Source organism: Streptomyces sp. NPDC051636 (genome assembly GCF_044453765.1).
Lineage (GTDB): Bacteria > Actinomycetota > Actinomycetes > Streptomycetales > Streptomycetaceae > Streptomyces.
Genome location: NZ_JBITDA010000010.1, coordinates 177,841 through 195,714 on the forward strand (window position 1 = coordinate 177,841; position 17,874 = coordinate 195,714).

Sequence of the window (17,874 nt, forward strand, 5' to 3'; positions counted from 1 at the left end):
ATGAGGGTGCCCCCGGGCTTCGGACGAAGCCCGGGGGCACCCTCATGCCGTACGTCAGGCCCGGCGCCGCCGGACCACCAGGCAGCCGCCCGCCGCGACCAGCGCCGCCGCGACGCCCCCCAGCAGACCGACCGGGGCACCGTTACCGGTCTCGGCCAGATCGCCGCCCTCGCCGCCCTGAGTGGAGGGAGAAGAGGACGGGGCGGCGGTGGACCCGGCAGGCTCCTCGGAGGGACGGGCCGTCGGGGACGCGGACCCCGCCGGCGAGCCGGAGACGGCGGGCGAGCCGGAGGGGCTGCTGTAAGGAGTGCCGCCCCCGGAGCCCTTGTCGTCCGCGCAGTCCACCCAGAACACCTTGTGCTTGGCCGCCCCCTTCTCCCCCTCGAAGTTCCAGAACAGCTTGTAGTGCCCGTCGGGCAGCGACAGGTCCTCCGTACGGCCATGACCGCCGGCGTCCAGAGTGATCGCGCCGGACTTCACGGTCTCGCCCTTCGTGGCGGCGGTCGGCGCCCACGCCTCGATGTGCCAGTGGACCCGCTGCACGGAGTCAAAACCGAAGGCGTCCAGGTAGAACGAGCACACGTGCGGCTCGTTGCGGCGCAGGTCCTCGCCGGTGGTGGCGTCGTGGATCTTCACGGTCCCGTTGTCCCCGGGAGCGGTTGCGTGGGCGACGGCCGGGGCGAGGGCAAGCGCGGCCGATGCGACGGCGGACAGAGCGCCGACGCGAGTGAGGGTACGCATGAGGCAGTGATCCATCTTCGAGATACGGACGGGAAGATGTGGAGGGGGCGGTTCAGCTTCGAGCCCCGCCAGGCAGCCGGTCAATCACGAACAGGCAACACTCAGGCCCCCCACAGACGTGAAGAACGCCCCAACCCCTCAGAGGGTCACGAAGGCCACCGTGAGCAGCGCGACCCCCGACCCCGCCAGCACCCACGCGGCCCGCGTCCGCCGCAGACCACCCGCCACCACCACCGACGCCAGCAACAGCGCACCGCCCAGCGGAACCCACGCGTACAGGATCCCCGCGGGACCCGAACGCACGACCTCGTCCGAACCCGGCTTGACGACCACGGAGTACGTCCCGCCCTTGCGCACCGCCACCGTCTGCGCGATCACCACCCGCTCCCGGGCCGTCGACCCCGGTGATACAGGCGCATACCGCCCGTTGCACGTGTCGTCACCGCACCCCGTCACCGTGATCGTCCCGCGCTCCCGCCCCTTCGTCAGCATCACGTGCTGCGCCGTACCCCACGACGCCCACACGCCCGCGATCAGGATCAGCGCCGCCACCGTACCCATCACCGCGACCCGCCCGAACCGGAGCGCGACGTACGAGGCCTGACGGGAACGGGCGGCAGTGGCAGGCATGGCCGGGATCATTGGCCATACCCCTGCGACCGGTCAACTCCGGCGCCGCACGGCGGGCGACAAATCAGGAGTTGTACGTACCCTGCGCCCGCTCCAACCCGTCGATCACCAGACACTCCACCGCATCCGCCGCCCGGTCCACGAAATAGTCCAGCTCCTTGCGCTCGCCGGAGGAGAAGTCCTTCAGCACGAAGTCCGCCACCTGCATCCGCCCCGGCGGCCGACCGATCCCGAACCGCACCCGGTGATAGTCCGCACCCATCGCCTTCGTCATCGACTTCAGACCGTTGTGCCCGTTGTCTCCACCCCCCAGCTTCAACCGCAGCGTCCCGTAATCGATGTCCAACTCGTCGTGCACCGCCACGACATTCGCGAGCGGCACCTTGTAGAAGTCCCGCAACGCGTTCACCGGACCACCCGAAAGATTCATGTACGACATCGGCTTCGCCAGGATCACCCGCCGGCTCCCCGGCCCCGGCGGACCGATCCGCCCCTCCACCACCTGCGCCTGCGCCTTGCCCGCCCGCTTGAACCTCCCGCCGATCCGCTCGGCCAGCAGATCGGCCACCATGAAGCCCACGTTGTGCCGGTTCATCGCGTACTCGGGCCCCGGATTACCGAGCCCCACGACGAGCCAGGGGGCATTCGCGGGAGTGGTCACGTCCATCTCTCCTTGATACGCGCCAGCCGCTGCCCCTCACGGGAACAGCGGCTGACGAAAACGACGACGAGAAGCGAGGATCAGGCCTCGGCGGCCTCTTCGCCCTCGGTCTCCTCGCCCTCCGGGGCCTCCTCGGCCTGCGCGGCCAGAACCTGGATGACGACCGCGTCCTCCTCGACGGCCAGCGTCACACCGTCCGGCAGCGCGATGTCCTTGGCGTGGATCGAGGCACCGGCCTCCAGACCCTCCACGGACACCGTGACGGCCTCGGGGATGTGCGTCGCCTCGGCCTCGACCGGCAGCGCGTTCAGCACGTGCTCCAGCAGGTTGCCACCCGGGGCCAGCTCGCCCTCGGTGTGCACCGGGATCTCCACGTTGACCTTCTCGCCACGCTTCACCAGCTGCAGGTCCACGTGCTCCAGGAAACCCTTGATCGGGTCACGCTGCACGGACTTCGGGATCGCCAGCTCGCTGGTCTTGCCGTCGATGTCCAGCGAGATCAGAACGTTCGGCGTACGCAGCGCCAGCAGCAGGTCGTGACCCGGCAGCGTCAGGTGCAGCGGGTCCGAACCATGCCCGTACAGGACACCCGGGACCTTGTTGTCACGACGGATACGACGGGCGGCACCCTTGCCGAACTCGGTACGCGTCTCGGCGGTGAGCTTCACCTCGGACATGATCACTCCTCGTAGAACGTAGGAAACGGACGTGGTCACCCGGCCACGAACGGCCTGCTACGAAGAGCGCGTCGATAACGGACCGCCGTACATCCCCGAAAACGGGGTACGGCCTCCCTCGCCGAGCAACTGCAGCAGTCTACTCGGAGAGGGAGGCCGTACCCAAAACGATCTTCAGAGCCCTAGCGAGGAAACCTCACTGCTCGTCGAACAGGCTCGTCACCGAACCGTCCTCGAACACCTCACGCACCGCACTCGCGATCGTCGGCGCGATCGACAACACCGTGATCTTGTCCAGTTCCCGGTTCAGCTCACCCGGCGTCGGCAACGTGTTCGTGAACACGAACTCACTCACCCGCGAGTTCTTCAGCCGGTCCGCCGCCGGACCCGACAGCACACCATGCGTCGCCGTCACGATCACGTCCTCCGCACCATGCGCGAACAACGCGTCGGCGGCCGCACAGATCGTGCCACCCGTGTCGATCATGTCATCGACCAGCACACACACCCGGCCCTTGACCTCACCCACGACCTCATGGACGGTCACCTGATTCGCCACGTCCTTGTCACGCCGCTTGTGCACGATGGCGAGGGGCGCAGCCAGCCGGTCACACCAACGGTCCGCCACCCGCACACGCCCGGCGTCCGGCGACACCACGGTCAGCTTGTCCCGGTCCACCTTCCTGCCCACATAGTCCGCCAGCAGCGGCAACGCGAAGAGATGATCCACCGGCCCGTCGAAGAAACCCTGGATCTGATCCGTGTGCAGATCCACGGTCAGGATCCGGTCCGCACCCGCCGTCTTCATCATGTCCGCGATCAGACGCGCCGAAATCGGTTCACGCCCACGGTGCTTCTTGTCCTGCCGCGCGTAACCGTAGAACGGCACGATCACGGTGATCGACCGAGCCGACGCACGCTTCAACGCGTCGATCATGATCAACTGCTCCATGATCCACTTGTTGATCGGAGCCGTGTGGCTCTGGATCAGGAAACAGTCCGCACCACGCGCCGACTCCTGATAACGCACATAGATCTCGCCATTGGCGAAGTCGAAGGCCTTCGTCGGGACAACCCCGACACCCAGCTGCTGGGCGACCTCCTCGGCAAGCTCGGGGTGGGCGCGGCCGGAGAAGAACATCAACTTCTTCTCGCCGGTCGTCTTGATCCCGGTCACAGCACTGTCTCCTCAGAGGTATCTCAGCTGGTGGCGTGCGGGTTGCACTTATCACGGTACGCCGTGTTCGACGCACCTGTTTCCGGTCAGCCCTCGCTCGCACCCCGCCCCGAAGCCGCCTCAGCCGCCTTCGCAGCCGCACTCCCCGGACGCTTACGAGCCACCCAACCCTCGATATTCCGCTGCTGACCACGGGCCACAGCCAGCGAACCAGGCGGCACGTCCTTCGTGATCACAGACCCCGCAGCGGTGTACGCACCGTCCCCCACCGTGACAGGCGCCACAAACATGTTGTCCGAACCCGTACGACAGTGAGAGCCGATGGTGGAGTGGTGCTTCTCCTGACCGTCATAGTTCACGAACACGCTCGCCGCACCGATGTTGCTGTACTCACCGATCGTCGCGTCACCCACGTAGGAGAGATGCGGCACCTTCGTCCCCTCGCCGATGGAGGCGTTCTTCGTCTCCACGTAGGTACCGATCTTGCCCTTCACACCGAGCCGGGTCCCGGGACGCAGATACGCGTACGGCCCCACACTCGCCTGCGCCCCGATACGGGCCCCGTCGGACACCGTGTTGTCGACCCGGGCCCCCGCACCCACCTGCGTGTCCCTGAGACGGCTGTTGGGACCCACCTCCGCACCCTCACCCAGGTGCGTGGAACCCTGCAACTGCGTGCCCGGGTGAACGACCGCGTCCTGCTCGAAGGTCACCGTCACATCGACCCACGTCGTCGCCGGGTCCACCACGGTCACACCGGCGAGCATCGCGCGCTCGAGCAGCCGGTCGTTGAGAATGCGACGCGCCTCCGCGAGCTGCACCCGGTTGTTGATACCGGCGATCTCCCGATGATCGCCCGCCACTGAGGCACCGACCCGATGACCCGCCTCACGGAGAATCCCGAGGACATCGGTCAGGTACTCCTCACCCTGACTGTTGTCCGTCCGCACCTTCTTCAACGCCTCCGCGAGAAGCTGCCCGTCAAACGCGAACACACCCGAGTTGATCTCCCGGATCGCCCGCTGCGCCTCGGTCGCGTCCTTGTGCTCGACGATCGCGGTGACCGCACCGGTGGCGTCGTCGCGGACGATCCGGCCGTAACCGGTCGCGTCCGGGACCTCGGCGGTCAGGACGGTGACGGCATTGCCGTCGGCGTGATGCGTCCCGGCGAGCCGCCGGAGGGTCTCCCCGGTCAGGAGAGGCGTGTCCCCGCAGACGACGACAACAGTGCCGTCCACTCCTCCACCGAGCTCCTCCAGACCCATCCGCACGGCGTGCCCGGTCCCCTTCTGCTGCGCCTGCACCGCAGTGCGTACGTCCGGGTCGATCTCGCCGAGGTGCGCGGTGACCTGCTCACGGGCGTGGCCGACCACGACGACCAGGTTCTGCGGGTCCAACTCACGGGCGGCGGCCAGCACATGGCCCACGAGGGAACGGCCACAGATCTCGTGCAGGACCTTCGGTGTGGCCGACTTCATACGGGTGCCCTCACCCGCTGCGAGAACGACGACGGCTGCCGGGCGAATGGCGCTCACGGGGTTGCCCTTCGGCTCTGATGGGTGGGGGTGACATCCGCAGGATACCGGGGCGTTTCTCGGGGGACATGCGAGTGGGCCCTGACGGTGCTGTCAGGGCCCACCTTTCAAGAGGCTCCCGGAGAAGGACTCGAACCCTCATTCAACGGACCAAAACCGTTTGTCCTACCTTTAGACGATCCGGGATAGCTTGCGCGCCGTGTCCGATTTGCTTGATCGGCCTCGCGCACGGACACCACTATGCCGTACCAAGAGCCCTCGATGCGACGGTACAACTCGGCACCCTTCAGGACTTTGATGACCAAGCAGCCCCGGTGGGAATCGCCGACATTCCCGCGGACTGTCTTTGGGTTGTGCTTCTTGATGGTCGTCCTGGTGAAGGTGGCGGGGGCGGCGCCTACCAGGCCGGCCCAGTACTGCTCGGCGGCTGCCACGTCTGCCGTCTCGTGAATCATCACCGCGTAGCGGAGGCGGGTGCGCTCCACCCCGAGGAGGTCGAGCCGAGCCAGGAAGACTTCCATCATGCCAGGGTCGCTATTGACGAACGCGACGTTCTCTCGACGGTCGTACGGCTTGTCCTTGCCGCCCTCAGCCCAGTACAGGCCGACGCCCAAGAAGAACAGCTCGCGATCGGTCAGCTTGCCGACTTCGGCGGCTGCGGCGGCCTTTGTTCGTTGGCGCTTCTCGTCCGGCACCGTCAGCTCGTGCTCCCAGCGCTTGCGTGGCGCCGGCTTTGCCTGCTCCGTCGGGTCCCGGCGCTCCGGTTTCGGAAGATTCCGCACCCACAATGAGATCGAACTCTTCGAGCAGCCCAGCTCCACCTGGATCTGGTCGTACGTCCACCCCTGGAGCCGCAGCTCCCTCGCTTTGTCCCTCAGGTCGTCCTTCGCGTTCGGTCGCTTCGTCCCCGTTCATGCCAGGTGAATGTGCCACACGCGTACCGTCCGGCCGGAATGTATGGTTCCGGCCTCGAACAGGCAAGGTTCGGCCGTTCGAGGGATACCAGCCGGTTTCGTTGCTGTTCGATTACGGAGTGTGGTGTAGGCCAGTCCGCGAAACTCACCGGAAAAGCGGTACCTGCCGCCCGTAGGCTGGACGCATGACCATGACGGGGGAAGAGGACACCAGGGCCCTGACCGGCCCATGGTGGTGGGCGAGATGGCGTAGCGCGGTGCTCGACGGGTGTCTCGCGCTGGTGTCGGCCGTGGAGTGCGGTGCGGAGGGGATCCCGTTCGCTCGGGACGCGGGGATCCCGGTGGCTGTCGGCGTTGTGTTCGGGTTGATCGCCGGATCGGTGTTGCTGATCCGCCGTAAGTGGCCGATCGCCGTCGTGCTGGTGGCGATCGCGATCACGCCGGCCCAGATGGGCTTCCTGATGGGCATCGTGGGTCTGTACACGCTGGCCGCGTGTGAGCTGCCGCGCCGGATCATCGTGGCCCTGGCCGGGATGTCTCTCGTGGGGACGATGCTCGTGACGTTCGTGCGGGTGCGGCAGGACATGGCGCGGGGGGATCTGACGCTGGGGGACTGGTTCGTCCCGTTTGCCTCCATCACCACGTCCCTCGGGTTGACCGCGCCCCCGCTTCTGCTCGGTCTGTACGTGGGTGCCCGGCGCCGTCTGATGGAGAGCCTGAGGGAACGGGCGGACAGTCTGGAGCGGGAGCTTCAGTTGCTCGCGGAGCGGGCCGAGGAGCGGGCCGAGTGGGCGCGGGGTGAGGAGCGGACGCGGATCGCTCGGGAGATGCACGACGTGGTGGCGCATCGGGTGAGCCTGATGGTGGTGCATGCTGCCGCGTTGCAGGCCGTCGCGCGGAAGGACCCGGAGAAGGCGGTGCGGAATGCGGCGCTGGTGGGGGACATGGGGCGTCAGGCGTTGACCGAGTTGCGGGAGATGCTCGGGGTGTTGCGGTCGGGGGAGGGTGTGGAGCGGCGGGCCGCGCAGGCGCGGTTGGCCGCGGTGGACGTGGCGGCGGCCAGGGTGGCTTCCCGGGTGGTGGATGAGGAAGGGCCGTGTCTGTCGGAATTGGATGAGTTGGTGGGGCAGTCGGCCGCCGCGGGGATGGTGGTGGATCTGTCGGTGGAGGGGGATGTGCGGTCGTACGCGCCGGAGATCGAGCAGACGGCGTACCGGGTGGTGCAGGAGGCGCTGACGAACGTCCACAAGCATGCGGCGGGTGCGAAGACGCACGTGCGGCTGGCGCATCGGGTGTCGGAGATCGCGATGCAGGTGGAGAACGAGCCGCCGCCGGAGCCGGCGTCGGCGTCGGCGGCGGGGTTGCCGTCCGGTGGCAATGGTCTGCTCGGGATGCGGGAGCGGGTTGTCGGGCTGGGCGGTGTGTTTGTGTCGGGGCCGACGGATGCGGGGGGGTTCCGGGTGTCGGCGGTGATTCCGGCGGCGTGAGGGGGCTGGTGGGGGTCAGCCCGCGGTCAGTCGTACGGGTTCGGTTCCGGAGATGAGTGCGGTGAGGGCGTGGTCGATGTCGGGGCCGAGGTACCAGTCGCCGGTGTGGTCGAGGGCGTAGACGCGGCCTTCGGTGTCGATGGCGAGGAGGGAGTGGGTGTCGGTTTCCTCGCCGAGGGGGCAGACCTCGGTGTCGAGGGCGCGGCCGAGGTCGCCGAGGGTGCGGGCGAGGTGGAGGCCGTGCAGGGGGTCGAGGTGGAGGGTGGCGGGGGCGACCTGGCGGCCGGGGCCGGTGGGGGTGATGTGGAGGCCGCCGAATTCCGCCCAGGCCTCGACGGCGGCGGGGAAGACGGTGTGGCGGTGTCCGGCGGGTGAGGTGTGGTCGCGGAGGGCGTCGGCCCAGTATTCGGCCTGCTTTATGTCCCAGCGTCCGGGTTGCCAGCCGGCGGCGCGCAGGGCGGCGTCGACGGGTACGGAGAAGCGCGTGGTGGAGGTGCGATCGGCGTGCATCTGCCCTTCGTTCGTCGTGCTTGTACGGCGTGCGTGTGCGGGGTGTTCCGGTGGTGGGGTCAGCCGTTGGCCGCTGCGGGGTCGACGATGCGGACGCCGAAGTGGGCGCTGAGGGCGGTGCAGGCGCGGCAGGGGGTGGCGAAGCTGCCGTGCAGGGGGTCGCCGTCCTCGCGTATGCGGCGGGCGGTGAGTTTGGCCTGCTTGAGGGCTTTGCGGGCTTCGCCGTTGGTCATGGGTCTGCGTGCGGCGCGCTTGCTGCGGGTGGCGTCGGCGGCGGCGATGTGGCGGGAGATGAGGATGGCTTCGGCGCAGCGGCCGGTGAAGCGGTCGCGTTGGGCGCTGGTGAGGGTGTCGAGGAAGTCCTGGACGAGGGGGTGCAGGGGTGGGGGCTGGTCGCCGCGGGCGGCGGTGCCGGTGAGGGTGGTGCCGCGGACGGAGAGGGCGGCGGCGATGGTGGGCAGGATGCCGTCGCGGCGGTGCAGGAGGGTGGGGGCGTGGGGTGTTTCGGTGCTGCTCCAGCCGATGCGGGGGTCGCCCGCACGTACGTCTCCACCGCCTCCGGCCTGCATGGTGTTCATGGTCATCATTCCCTCCCGGGCTTCCCCCGAAGGTCACAGAGTGCCAAATCGTGTGGCTGGTGCGGAAGCTGGGGCGGTGCGACACGCCCTGGTAGGGGCACGCTGTCACGGAAGGGTGACGGGTGGTCACGGAGGTGGAGGCCCGGTGACCGGGGTCGGGCTACCGCTTAGGCTGTCGGCATCCGCGATCGATACCGCCGTACAGGCCTGAGAGAACGCCGCAGGGGGCTACCGCCATGACGACAGGTCGGCTCGGGCAGCAAGCCGCGCCGCCGAACGCGGCCTACGCCGGGCAGGTCGTGCATTTCCCGGATCCGGTCCGGGCGGCACGTCACCCGAGAGGGGTACGTGTGGATGAGCGCGGGTACCCCGACTTCTCGCCCTATGCGCGTGCGGCGGCGGAGATCGCCGATCCGCCGGAGGGTTTCGGGGTGGATGAGTTGCGGCTGACGGATTATGTGTCGGCGAACGCGGCGTTGGCGGCTACGGGGCATGAGTTGTGGGACACGGTGCCGGATGTGGCGACGCCGCATGGGTGGACGTGGCATCACGTGGTGGGTTCGCGGCGGCTGGAGTTGGTTCCGGTCGAGGTGAAGGCGTTGCTCAGGCATCACGGTGGGGTGGCGACGGCGCGGGTGGACCAGGCCAAGCGGGGGACGCGGCCGTTGCAGGAGACGCGTCCGGCGCATTTCGGTCTGCCGAAGTCGGGTGTGGCGGTGTCGGAGCAGCAGGTGCAGGGGGTCGAGGAGGATCTCGGGTACCGGCTGCCGGGTGCCTACCGGTCGTTTCTGAAGGCGGCGGGTGGGTGTGCGCCGGTGGGTACGGCGTTGGATGCCGAGTTGGGGTTGCTGGTGGACCAGCCGTTCTTCACGGTGCGGGACGAGGCGGCGGTCAATGACCTGGTGTATGTGAACAAGTGCCTGCGTGACCATCTGACGAAGGATTACCTCGGGGTGGCCTTCGTGCAGGGTGGGTTGCTGGCGGTGAAGGTGCGGGGCGAGCGGGCCGGTTCGGTGTGGTTCTGCGCGTACGACGATGTGCGGGATGTGGATCCGGCGTGGTCGCCGGCCGAGCGGGTGGAGCGGCTGCTGTTGCCGTGTGGTGATGACTTCGATGCCTTCCTGTCGCGGCTGGCGGGCAGTCCGCCGGAGTTGGAGACGGTGGCGAACCTGATGGTGGACGGCGGGTTCGCGCGTGCCGTTCCGGTTTCTTCCGTGGGGGAGTGAGCTTCGGCGATGGTGACGTTCGCGCAGGCGCAGGAGCGTGCGGAAGAGTGGATCAACGGGGATGTGCCGGTGTACCAGCACCGTGAGGTGCGGGTGCGGGAGTTCGAGCTCGGGTTCGTGGTGTGGGGCGAGGACCGTGCGGAGGGTCCGCGGTCGGACGCGGGTGCGCAGCGGCTGGTGATCGCTCGGGACAGCGGTGAGGCGACGTTGTGGCCGGGGTTGCCGGTGGGTGAGGTGATCCGCCGGTACGAGGAGGAGTACGGCCGTGAGGACGAGGTGGCGGACGCGGTGCCGGCGCCTGCGGCTCGGGTGGATCTGAACCAGACGTCGTTCCTGTTGAGTCCGCCGGAGTGGTTGCAGGAGGCGGCGGACAAGCTGGGGATCCCGGATCGGCGGTCGGAGGGTGGCGCGCTGCCGCAGACGCAGGCCGGGGTGCCGGTGCCGGAGGCTTCCGGTTCTTCGGGGTCTTCCGGTCCATCGGGCTCTTCGGGTTCTTCTGTCCCTTCAGTTCCTTCTGGTCCCGAGCCTTCCGATGCGGTGCCTGCCGGGGCTACTCCCTGGGCGGGGACGGACACCAACGCGGACGCGGGCGAGGACCGTTCCGTGCCGTTGCCGGCGACCGTGTTCGCGCCGCCGCTGAGTGACTCCGACGCGGGTCCGCCGACGCCGCCGGATGCCAAGACGGCGCTGCTCTCGGGAGGCAGCCAGTTGCCGCCCACGGCGGTCGCACCGGCGGTGGACGGCTCGACCGCGACGGGCGGTGCGCCGGGGGCACAGGGCGGTCAGTACGCGCCTGGTGGTGCGCCGGGTATGCCGCCCGCGCCGCCGGTTCCGGGAGCGCCGCAGGGGAGTACGCCGCCGCCGGTTGCGGGCGGTCCGCAGGGGAGTGTGCCGCCTCCGCCCCCGCCGCCGGGCGGTCCGCAGGGTGCCCCCGGTTACGGCTATCCGCAGGCCCCGGGGGGTGCTCCGGGTGCGCCTCAGCCTCCGGTGGGCGGTCCCGGTGGGCCGGGGCGGCCGCTGGCGTCGAACGCCGGGGACATCGCGGACGCCGCGACCAGCAAGGCCGCGCCGCCGCCGCGCCGGGCGCGCGGTGGCGTGGGTGCGCCGCCGCCTCCGCCTCCGCCGGGGGCCCCGGGTGCGCCGGGTGCGCCGGCGGGCGGGTATGTGCCGACGCAGCTTGTGTCGGCGCTCGGTCCGAACGGGCCCGAGGGTCCGTCGGCGCCCGGTGCGCCGAAGCCGCCGGGTGATCCGCAGCCGCCGGGTGCGCCGGGTGGTATGCCTCCCGCTGGTGTGCATCACGCGGCGACGATGCTGGCGGACCCCAGCCGGATGGGCGGGGGCGCGCCGCAGCCTCCCGCGGGCGCCCCGGGTGCGCCAGGTGTGCCCAACGCGCCTGGTGCACAGGGTGGTCCGGGTGGGCGTGGGGCTGTGCATCACGCGGAGACCGTGCTGGCGGGGCCCCCGGTGGCCGGCCCCGGCGCGCCTCCGCCTCCGCAGGCCCCTGGCGTGCCCGGAGTGCCGGGTGCCCGGCAGCCGATGCCGCCGCCCGGTGTGATGCCGCCCGGTGCGATGCCGCCGCCGGGTGCGATGCCGCCGCCCGGGCAGCCTCCGGCGTACGGCTACCCGCAGCAGGGGCAGCCGATGGTCGGCCCGGGGTATCAGGCCGTGCTGCGCTACCGCGCGCAGGACGGTTCGGAGCAGCAGCTGATCCGGCGATCGGCGCCGGGCACCCCGCATCCGGAGTGGCAGATCTTCCACGAGCTGCGGGTGATGAACGTGCCGCCGGACCAGGTGCTGGAGCTGCACACGGAGTTGGAGTCGTGTGAGCTGCCGGGTGCGTACTGTGCGCGGATGATCCGGGAGCAGTGGCCGCAGGCGCGGATCGCGAGCATCGCGCCGTACGGCACGGATCACGCGAGCCGGCAGCAGGGCATGCAGCAGTTGCTGGCGCACCAGGGTGAGTTGCACCAGGTCGCCGACGGGCCGGCCCGTCCGGCTCCCGTCCGTGCGCCGCTGCCGCCGGTGCAGCCGGCGCCGCCGATTCCCCCGGAGGGGATCGCGCAGGAGCTGGCGGCGGCGTTCGGGCCGGGTGTCTTCCGGTTCGACCAGGCTGCGGTGTCGCGTCAGGGGGTGCCGCCGGTCGTGGCGCACACGCTGGTGGTGGCCGGGCTGCCGCTGGACATGGGTCCGTTCTTCTGGGCGCAGGCCCAGCCGGGCCGTCCGGTGCCGACGCTGGCGGAGCTGGCGGCCGAGCGCGGGGTGCAGCCGGCCCCGGACGCGGGGTCGTACCTCGTCATGGGGACCGATTTCGGCAAGGCGATGTGTGTGCAGTACGGGACGGCGAACATCGTCGCGGTTCCGGTGGAGGCGGGGCCGGGTGGCGGGCCTGTGCCGCCGCAGTTCGTGAACACCGGTCTGCCGGAGTTCGCACGCTGCCTGGCGTTGCTGGGCCGGATGTGGCGGCTGCGGTTCGGGTTGAACCCGGAGCAGGCGGGTCGCTGGACGGTGGACTTCCAGGCGCAGTTGGCCTCGCTGGACCCGGCGGCGCTGGGTTCGCCGGAGAGCTGGTGGTCGGTGCTGCTGGAGCAGATGTGGGACGGGCTGTTGTAGCGGCTGTCCCGTAGTCGGTGGGGCCGGACCCGGGTGACCGGGTCCGGCCCCTTCGCGTTGCCGGAACCTGGTCGTGCCGTGTCTGCGGAGTGTCGCGTTATGAACACTTACGCCCGATACATCAAGATGTGCGCGAAATCATCATTTCGTGTGTGTCTGGCGGAGAGGGGTTCACAGGATGAGCAGCGCACCGGTGTCGCCGCACGGCTTCGTCGCCGTGCGGGGGCGCGGTTACCGGCCGGACCAGGTCGACGCGTTCGCCGAGGCGCTCTCGCGGGACCGGGACGCCGCCTGGGAGCGGGCCGCCCGGCTCACCGTGCTCGCCAAGGACATGGAGGCGGAGGCGGCACGGTTGCGCGAGGCGGTGGCGCAGCTCGCACCGCAGACGTACGAGACGCTCGGGGAGCGGGCCCGGCGTCTCTTCCAGCTCGGGGTGGAAGAGGCGCAGGCGGTACGGGAGTCCGCGTGGCGCGCGGCGCGGGAGGAACTGGCGCGGGCGGAAGAGCACGCCGAGAGCGTGCGCCGGGCGGCCGAGGAGTATGCGGAGGCGCTCCTCGCGGAGGTCGAGGAACGCGGCCGTCAGCGGCTCCTGGCGGCGCGCGCCGAGGCCGACAACATCCGGATCGGCACCCGGCGTGAGATCAAGGAGGGGCGCGGCGAGGCGCTGGCGGCGCTCAGGGAGGTACGGCAGCGGACCTCGGGGATGCTGGCCGAGCAGGCCCGGGAACACGCCGAGCGGTTGGTGGCGGTGGAGCGGGAGGAGGCCGAGCGGTCGGCCGCCCTCGACGCGCACCACGCCGAACTGGTGGCGCGGGCGGAGGCCGCGGTGTCCGAGGCGGAGCGGGAGCTCGCCGAGGCGCAGGAGGCGGGGCCGCGCTGCCAGGAGGAGGCACGCGCGCGTGCGGCCGAGATCCTCGCTCGGGCGCGGGTGCGGGAGGACCTGATCGCCCGGGAGACGGAGCGGGTGCTGCGCGAGCACGGGGAGACGTGGGACGACATGCAGGCGCAGATGGATCACGTGCGCAGCAGTCTCATGTCGTTGACGGGGCGGGCGGTGGAGTAGGCGGCGCCGTCTGGTGCCGTGCCGGGCGCCCGCGAGCCGGTGAATCTCTCCCGGCCGCGGGCCCGCGTGCCGCCCGGCCCGCGGCCGTTGCCTACCGCCGTACCACCCCTGCCAGGATCCGCCCCTCCATCGCCTCGTACTCCCGCCGCTGCTCCTGCGTCGTCCGCCGGTCGCAGGCCACCGTGCCCAGCCAGCCGAAGGCGAAGCCGGCCGGGATGGACAGCAGGCCGGTCGTGGTGAACGGGAACCAGTTGAAGTCGGCGTGGGGGAAGGCGGCGACGGGGGAGCCGGAGACCAGGTTGGTGCCCGGCATCAGCGCCAGGACGGTGAGGGAGCCGCCGATGAGCGTGCACAGCAGGCCGGCTCGGGTGTAGCGGCGCCAGAAGAGGCCGTACACCAGGGCGGGCGCGATGGCGGAGGCGCCGAGGCAGAAGGAGAGGGTCACCAGGGGTTGCAGGCTGTGGTGCTGGACCAGGGTGGCCAGCAGGATCGTGGGGATGCCGATCGCCAGGGCGGACAGCCGGGCCAGGGCCATCTCACGGGGGGCGGACATCTCCTGGACGCGGGCGGCGAAGACGTCGTGGGCCAGGGAGTTGGCGCAGGCGAGGATCATTCCCGCGACGGAGGCCAGGAGGGTCAGGAAGATCGCGGCCGTGACCGTGGTGAACAGCAGGCTCTCGGCCGTGGAGAGGCCGGGGCCGAAGGCGGCCCGTGCCCCCAGCAGGTAGGCGGTGTTGCCCTGCGGGTCGGCTCCCGTGATCGCCGTACGGCCGACCAGGGCCGTCGCGCCGACCGCCACGACGGTGACGACCAGTACGAACAGGGCCACGCAGGACACCGCCCAGGACATCGAGCGGCGGACCTGGCGGGCGCTGGAGGCGGTGTACATGCGCATGGTGATGTGGGGCAGGCAGGCGCCGCCCAGCACGATCGTCAGCTCGGAGCTGATCATGTCCAGGCGGGATGCGGGGCCGCCCGCGAACTGCAGGCCGGAGTGGAGGAAGGCCTCTCCGGCGCCGCTCTGCCCGGCCGCCGCGTTGAACAGGGCGCCCGGGTCCCAGTCGAAGCGGTGCAGGACGAGTACGGCGACCACGGCGCCCGAACCGAGCAGCATCACGATCTTCAGGATCTGGATGAGGGCGGTGCCCTTCATCCCGCCGATCACCGCGTAACTGATCATCAGGGTGCCGAGGCCGATCACACAGCCGGTCTTCAGCGACTCGCCCGAGAAGCCGAGCAGGAACGCCACCAGCTGCCCGGCACCGGCCAGTTGGACCAGCATCATCGGCAGCAGCGCGGCGATGGTCACCGCGCACGCCGCGATCCGTACGCAGCGTCCGGGCATGCGGCGGGCCAGCGCGTCGCCCATGGTGAACCGGCCCGCGTTCCGCAGGGGTTCGGCCAACAGGAACATCAGCAGCATCAGCGACAGGGCCGTACTGAGGGCGAGGACGATGCCGTCGTAGCCGCACAGGGCGATCACGCCGCCGGTGCCGAGCACGGTCGCCGCCGAGATGTAGTCGCCGGCGATGGCGAGGCCGTTGCGCAGGGGGGACAGGGAGCCGTAGCCGGTGTAGAACCCGTCGAGGTCGTCCCGGTCCGGGCCCGTCATCACGCACAGCAGCAGGGTGATGGCGGCGGCGACGCTGAAGGCGACCAGGGACATCGCCTGCGCGGAGTCGCTGAAGCCGGTGAACCCGGTGCCGCCGGGGGCTGCGGTCATCGCGCGGCACCCCGCCTGGCGTCCAGTTCGGCCTGCTTGCGGATGCGGTCGGCGAGCGGGTCGACGCGGTGGCGCGCGGTGTGCTCGTACAGAGCGATCGCCAGCCAGATGACCGGCAGTTGGAGCAGGGCGAGCAGCAGGCCGGTGGGGAGGCCGTCGGTGACGGGGGTCGTCATGAAGCCCGGCGCGAACGCCGACAGCAGCAGGAACAGCGTGAAGTAACCGAGCGCGGTGAGGGTTGCGGTGCGGCGCTGCAAGCGGTAGGCGCTGCGCAGGATCCGCAGGTCGCTGTGGTTGCCGAGGGGCGAGCGGGCCATCGGGCGCCGGGGTGGGGGCGGTGGCGGCGGCTGCCAGGGGTAGGTGAGGTGCGCGGGGCGGTGCGGGGACGGGTCGTGGGACATCCCGTGCTCCTTGCGTGGCTCGGGTCCGTGGCGGCGGACCGCAGGGAGGTGGGGGAGCGAGTCACGCACGCTACTCGCGGGCCTACGGCTCGCGCGGCGTTTTCACCAAACTGGACGGTCGGTATGCGCTTACTGCGCGACACGTGGCCTGACCTGGGGTGTTACCCGCGTTAACCCGCCGAGTGCTACCGGAGACCTTTCCGGTCACAGCAGTACGTGGCGGCCTTCTTCGGGCTGCGCCTGAAGGGCATCCAGCAGCCCCTGCTCGACGGGCCGTCACCGCGCGGCCCCGAGGTCTCCGTCCGGCTGCCCCGGCCGGCCCGGACGCGCTCACTCCTTGAGCACCGGGAAGCGCCGCGGCGCCAGGAACAGCAGCACCAGGAACGCCAGTACCGCCGCGCACGAGGCGCCCAGGTAGACCGCGTGCACCGCGTCGGCGATCGCGCGCCGGGTCGGCTCCGGCGCGGTGCCGGCGTCCAGGGCGCTGGTGACGGAGTCCAGGTCGCCCGCGCCGCCCAGCCGGGCGGCCAGCACCCCGTTGGCCACCGCGCCGAACACGGACGCGCCGATGGTCTGCCCGGTCTGGCGGCAGAAGAGCACCGACGCGGTGGTGGTGCCGCGCTCCGCCCAGCCGACCGTCGACTGCACCCCCACGATCAGCGGCAGCTGGAACAGGCCCAGCGCGCCGCCCAGCAGCAGCATCAGCAGCGTCGGCTGCCAGGCCGCTCCCGGGTAGGGCAGGAAGGGGAAGGCGAGCAGGATCAGCGCGGCCGTGCCGATGCCCAGCATCGCCGTGTTGCGGAAGCCGATGCGCCGGTAGACGTGCTGGCTGAGCGCGGCCGACACCGGCCAGCTCACCGTCCACACCGACAGCACGAACCCGGCGGCCACGGGGGCCAGGCCCAGCACCGCCTGCGCGTACGTCGGCAGGAACACCGCCGGCGCCACCATCAGCAGGCCCAGCGCACCCAGCGCCAGGTTGACCGCCGCGATCGTCCGGCGCCGCCACACCCACCCGGGGATGATCGGCTCCGCCGCCCGCCGCTCCACCCCCACCACGACCCCGACGAGGGCGAGTCCCGTACCGAACAGGGCCAGCGACGGCGCCGACAGCCACGCCCAGGCCACCCCGCCCTGCACCAGCGCCGTCAGCAGCACGCCGCCGCACGCGAACACCGCCAGCGCGCCCGCCCAGTCCACCCGCGGGCGGGCCGCCGTCTCCCGGGCGGGTTCGTGCAGATGACGGACGATCAGCCACAGCGCGGCGGCCCCGGTGGGCAGGTTGACCAGGAAGATCCACCGCCAGTCCGCGTACGCGGCGAGCACCCCGCCGAGCCCCGGACCCGCGACCGCCGAGACCGCCCACACCGTGGACAGCTTGGACTGGATCTTCGGGCGCTCGGCGAGCGGGTACAGGTCGGCGGCGAGGGTCTGCACCGTGCCCTGCAACGCCCCGCCGCCCAGGCCCTGCACGATCCGGAACGCGATCAGCGCGGCCATGTTCCAGGCGGCGGCGCACAGCAGCGAGCCGAGCAGGAAGAGAGACGCGCCCGCGACCAGGACCGGTTTACGGCCGAAGGTGTCGGAGAGCTTGCCGTAGACGGGCAGGGTGACGGTGACGGCGAGCAGGTAGCCGGAGAACAGCCACGAGAAGACGGAGAAGCCGCCGAGGTCGCCGACGATCTGCGGTACGGCCGTGGAGACGATGGTGGAGTCGAGCGCGGCCAGCGCCATCGCGAGCATGAGGGCGGCGACGACCGCGCCCCGCCCGCGGGTTCCGGTGTGCCGTGTCGCGCCGTCGCGTATCGCGGGTGTCGTACCGCCCACCGGAAGCCCCCTGATCCCTTGCCCCTTGCACCTATCTGCCGGACGACAGCTTCCCACTTGACCCTCACGTGGCGGGAGGGTGCAGCCTGACCGGGCCGCCGGGTGGAGGCGGAC

15 protein-coding genes, 1 tRNA gene and 1 pseudogene are annotated in these 17,874 nt (G+C 70.6%); 4 read left to right on the forward strand and 13 right to left on the reverse strand.

The features are described 5' to 3' along the window. Positions 1-54: 54 nt before the first annotated feature. From ACIBBH_RS20035 to ACIBBH_RS20070, 8 genes and pseudogenes are all read right to left on the reverse strand, one after another. Entirely contained in the window at positions 55-741 is a 687-nt protein-coding gene (locus tag ACIBBH_RS20035; RefSeq protein WP_399406340.1) for a hypothetical protein, read from the reverse strand. 138 nt (positions 742-879) lie between these two features. Then, complete coding sequence (locus ACIBBH_RS20040; protein ID WP_399406342.1) at positions 880-1,383, reverse strand: hypothetical protein; 504 nt, start codon at positions 1,381-1,383, stop codon at positions 880-882. A 52-nt stretch (positions 1,384-1,435) separates the two neighbouring features. Then, positions 1,436-2,038 carry an aminoacyl-tRNA hydrolase gene (gene pth / locus ACIBBH_RS20045; protein ID WP_399406344.1) on the reverse strand — a complete coding sequence of 201 codons (603 nt, stop codon included), beginning with the start codon at positions 2,036-2,038 and terminating at the stop codon, positions 1,436-1,438. 74 nt (positions 2,039-2,112) lie between these two features. Then, the gene (locus tag ACIBBH_RS20050; protein WP_399406346.1) at positions 2,113-2,709 is read right to left on the reverse strand and encodes a 50S ribosomal protein L25/general stress protein Ctc; all 597 of its coding nucleotides are present in this window, start codon (positions 2,707-2,709) and stop codon (positions 2,113-2,115) included. Positions 2,710-2,905: 196 nt separating this feature from the next. Next, complete coding sequence (locus tag ACIBBH_RS20055) at positions 2,906-3,886, reverse strand: ribose-phosphate diphosphokinase (RefSeq protein WP_399406348.1); 981 nt, start codon at positions 3,884-3,886, stop codon at positions 2,906-2,908. A gap of 86 nt (positions 3,887-3,972) precedes the next feature. Continuing rightward, positions 3,973-5,421, reverse strand: coding sequence for a bifunctional UDP-N-acetylglucosamine diphosphorylase/glucosamine-1-phosphate N-acetyltransferase GlmU (gene glmU, locus ACIBBH_RS20060; RefSeq protein ID WP_399406350.1), 1,449 nt, complete (start codon positions 5,419-5,421; stop codon positions 3,973-3,975). 115 nt (positions 5,422-5,536) lie between these two features. Continuing rightward, a tRNA-Gln gene (locus ACIBBH_RS20065) sits at positions 5,537-5,607 on the reverse strand. 29 nt (positions 5,608-5,636) lie between these two features. Next, positions 5,637-6,326 (reverse strand): annotated as a pseudogene (locus ACIBBH_RS20070) (hypothetical protein); the annotation flags it as partial. A 194-nt stretch (positions 6,327-6,520) separates the two neighbouring features. On the opposite strand from ACIBBH_RS20070, the gene ACIBBH_RS20075 reads away from it, so the two are divergent. Continuing rightward, positions 6,521-7,822, forward strand: a complete 1,302-nt coding sequence (locus tag ACIBBH_RS20075) for a sensor histidine kinase (RefSeq protein WP_399406352.1) — start codon at positions 6,521-6,523, stop codon at positions 7,820-7,822. Between the two features lie 15 nt (positions 7,823-7,837). Here the strand turns inward: ACIBBH_RS20075 and ACIBBH_RS20080 are convergent, their stop codons facing one another. Next, positions 7,838-8,332, reverse strand: coding sequence for an SUKH-3 domain-containing protein (locus ACIBBH_RS20080; RefSeq protein ID WP_399406354.1), 495 nt, complete (start codon positions 8,330-8,332; stop codon positions 7,838-7,840). Between the two features lie 59 nt (positions 8,333-8,391). Next, positions 8,392-8,919, reverse strand: a complete 528-nt coding sequence (locus ACIBBH_RS20085; RefSeq protein WP_399406356.1) for a YwqJ-related putative deaminase — start codon at positions 8,917-8,919, stop codon at positions 8,392-8,394. Positions 8,920-9,146: 227 nt separating this feature from the next. Here ACIBBH_RS20085 and ACIBBH_RS20090 point away from each other — a divergent pair, with 227 nt between their 5' ends. From ACIBBH_RS20090 to ACIBBH_RS20100, 3 genes are all read left to right on the forward strand, one after another. Next, positions 9,147-10,136 (forward strand): SMI1/KNR4 family protein, encoded by a 990-nt coding sequence (locus tag ACIBBH_RS20090; protein ID WP_399406359.1) that lies wholly within the window; start codon positions 9,147-9,149, stop codon positions 10,134-10,136. 9 nt (positions 10,137-10,145) lie between these two features. Beyond that, a complete protein-coding gene (locus tag ACIBBH_RS20095) occupies positions 10,146-12,746 on the forward strand; it encodes an SUKH-4 family immunity protein (protein ID WP_399406361.1) in 2,601 nt (866 codons plus the stop codon). Positions 12,747-12,924: 178 nt separating this feature from the next. Then, positions 12,925-13,809 (forward strand): cellulose-binding protein, encoded by an 885-nt coding sequence (locus ACIBBH_RS20100; RefSeq protein WP_399406363.1) that lies wholly within the window; start codon positions 12,925-12,927, stop codon positions 13,807-13,809. Positions 13,810-13,900: 91 nt separating this feature from the next. Here the strand turns inward: ACIBBH_RS20100 and ACIBBH_RS20105 are convergent, their stop codons facing one another. From ACIBBH_RS20105 to ACIBBH_RS20115, 3 genes are all read right to left on the reverse strand, one after another. Further along, positions 13,901-15,532 (reverse strand): cation acetate symporter, encoded by a 1,632-nt coding sequence (locus ACIBBH_RS20105; RefSeq protein WP_399406365.1) that lies wholly within the window; start codon positions 15,530-15,532, stop codon positions 13,901-13,903. After that, a complete protein-coding gene (locus tag ACIBBH_RS20110; protein WP_399406367.1) occupies positions 15,529-15,933 on the reverse strand; it encodes a DUF485 domain-containing protein in 405 nt (134 codons plus the stop codon). The genes ACIBBH_RS20105 and ACIBBH_RS20110 overlap by 4 nt, the downstream gene beginning before the upstream one ends. Before the next feature lie 330 nt (positions 15,934-16,263). Next, positions 16,264-17,760 (reverse strand): MFS transporter, encoded by a 1,497-nt coding sequence (locus tag ACIBBH_RS20115; RefSeq protein WP_399406369.1) that lies wholly within the window; start codon positions 17,758-17,760, stop codon positions 16,264-16,266. Positions 17,761-17,874: the final 114 nt, after the last annotated feature.

Bases quoted from the DNA above. Each gene is read 5' to 3' on its own strand.
- ACIBBH_RS20035 (WP_399406340.1), bottom strand. From the start codon at position 741: ATGCGTACCCTCACTCGCGTCGGCGCTCTGTCCGCCGTCGCATCGGCC.
- ACIBBH_RS20040 (WP_399406342.1), bottom strand. From the start codon at position 1,383: ATGATCCCGGCCATGCCTGCCACTGCCGCCCGTTCCCGTCAGGCCTCG.
- pth (WP_399406344.1), bottom strand. From the start codon at position 2,038: ATGGACGTGACCACTCCCGCGAATGCCCCCTGGCTCGTCGTGGGGCTC.
- ACIBBH_RS20050 (WP_399406346.1), bottom strand. From the start codon at position 2,709: ATGTCCGAGGTGAAGCTCACCGCCGAGACGCGTACCGAGTTCGGCAAG.
- ACIBBH_RS20075 (WP_399406352.1), top strand. From the start codon at position 6,521: ATGACCATGACGGGGGAAGAGGACACCAGGGCCCTGACCGGCCCATGG.
- ACIBBH_RS20080 (WP_399406354.1), bottom strand. From the start codon at position 8,332: ATGCACGCCGATCGCACCTCCACCACGCGCTTCTCCGTACCCGTCGAC.
- ACIBBH_RS20085 (WP_399406356.1), bottom strand. From the start codon at position 8,919: ATGATGACCATGAACACCATGCAGGCCGGAGGCGGTGGAGACGTACGT.
- ACIBBH_RS20090 (WP_399406359.1), top strand. From the start codon at position 9,147: ATGACGACAGGTCGGCTCGGGCAGCAAGCCGCGCCGCCGAACGCGGCC.
- ACIBBH_RS20095 (WP_399406361.1), top strand. From the start codon at position 10,146: ATGGTGACGTTCGCGCAGGCGCAGGAGCGTGCGGAAGAGTGGATCAAC.
- ACIBBH_RS20100 (WP_399406363.1), top strand. From the start codon at position 12,925: ATGAGCAGCGCACCGGTGTCGCCGCACGGCTTCGTCGCCGTGCGGGGG.
- ACIBBH_RS20105 (WP_399406365.1), bottom strand. From the start codon at position 15,532: ATGACCGCAGCCCCCGGCGGCACCGGGTTCACCGGCTTCAGCGACTCC.
- ACIBBH_RS20110 (WP_399406367.1), bottom strand. From the start codon at position 15,933: ATGTCCCACGACCCGTCCCCGCACCGCCCCGCGCACCTCACCTACCCC.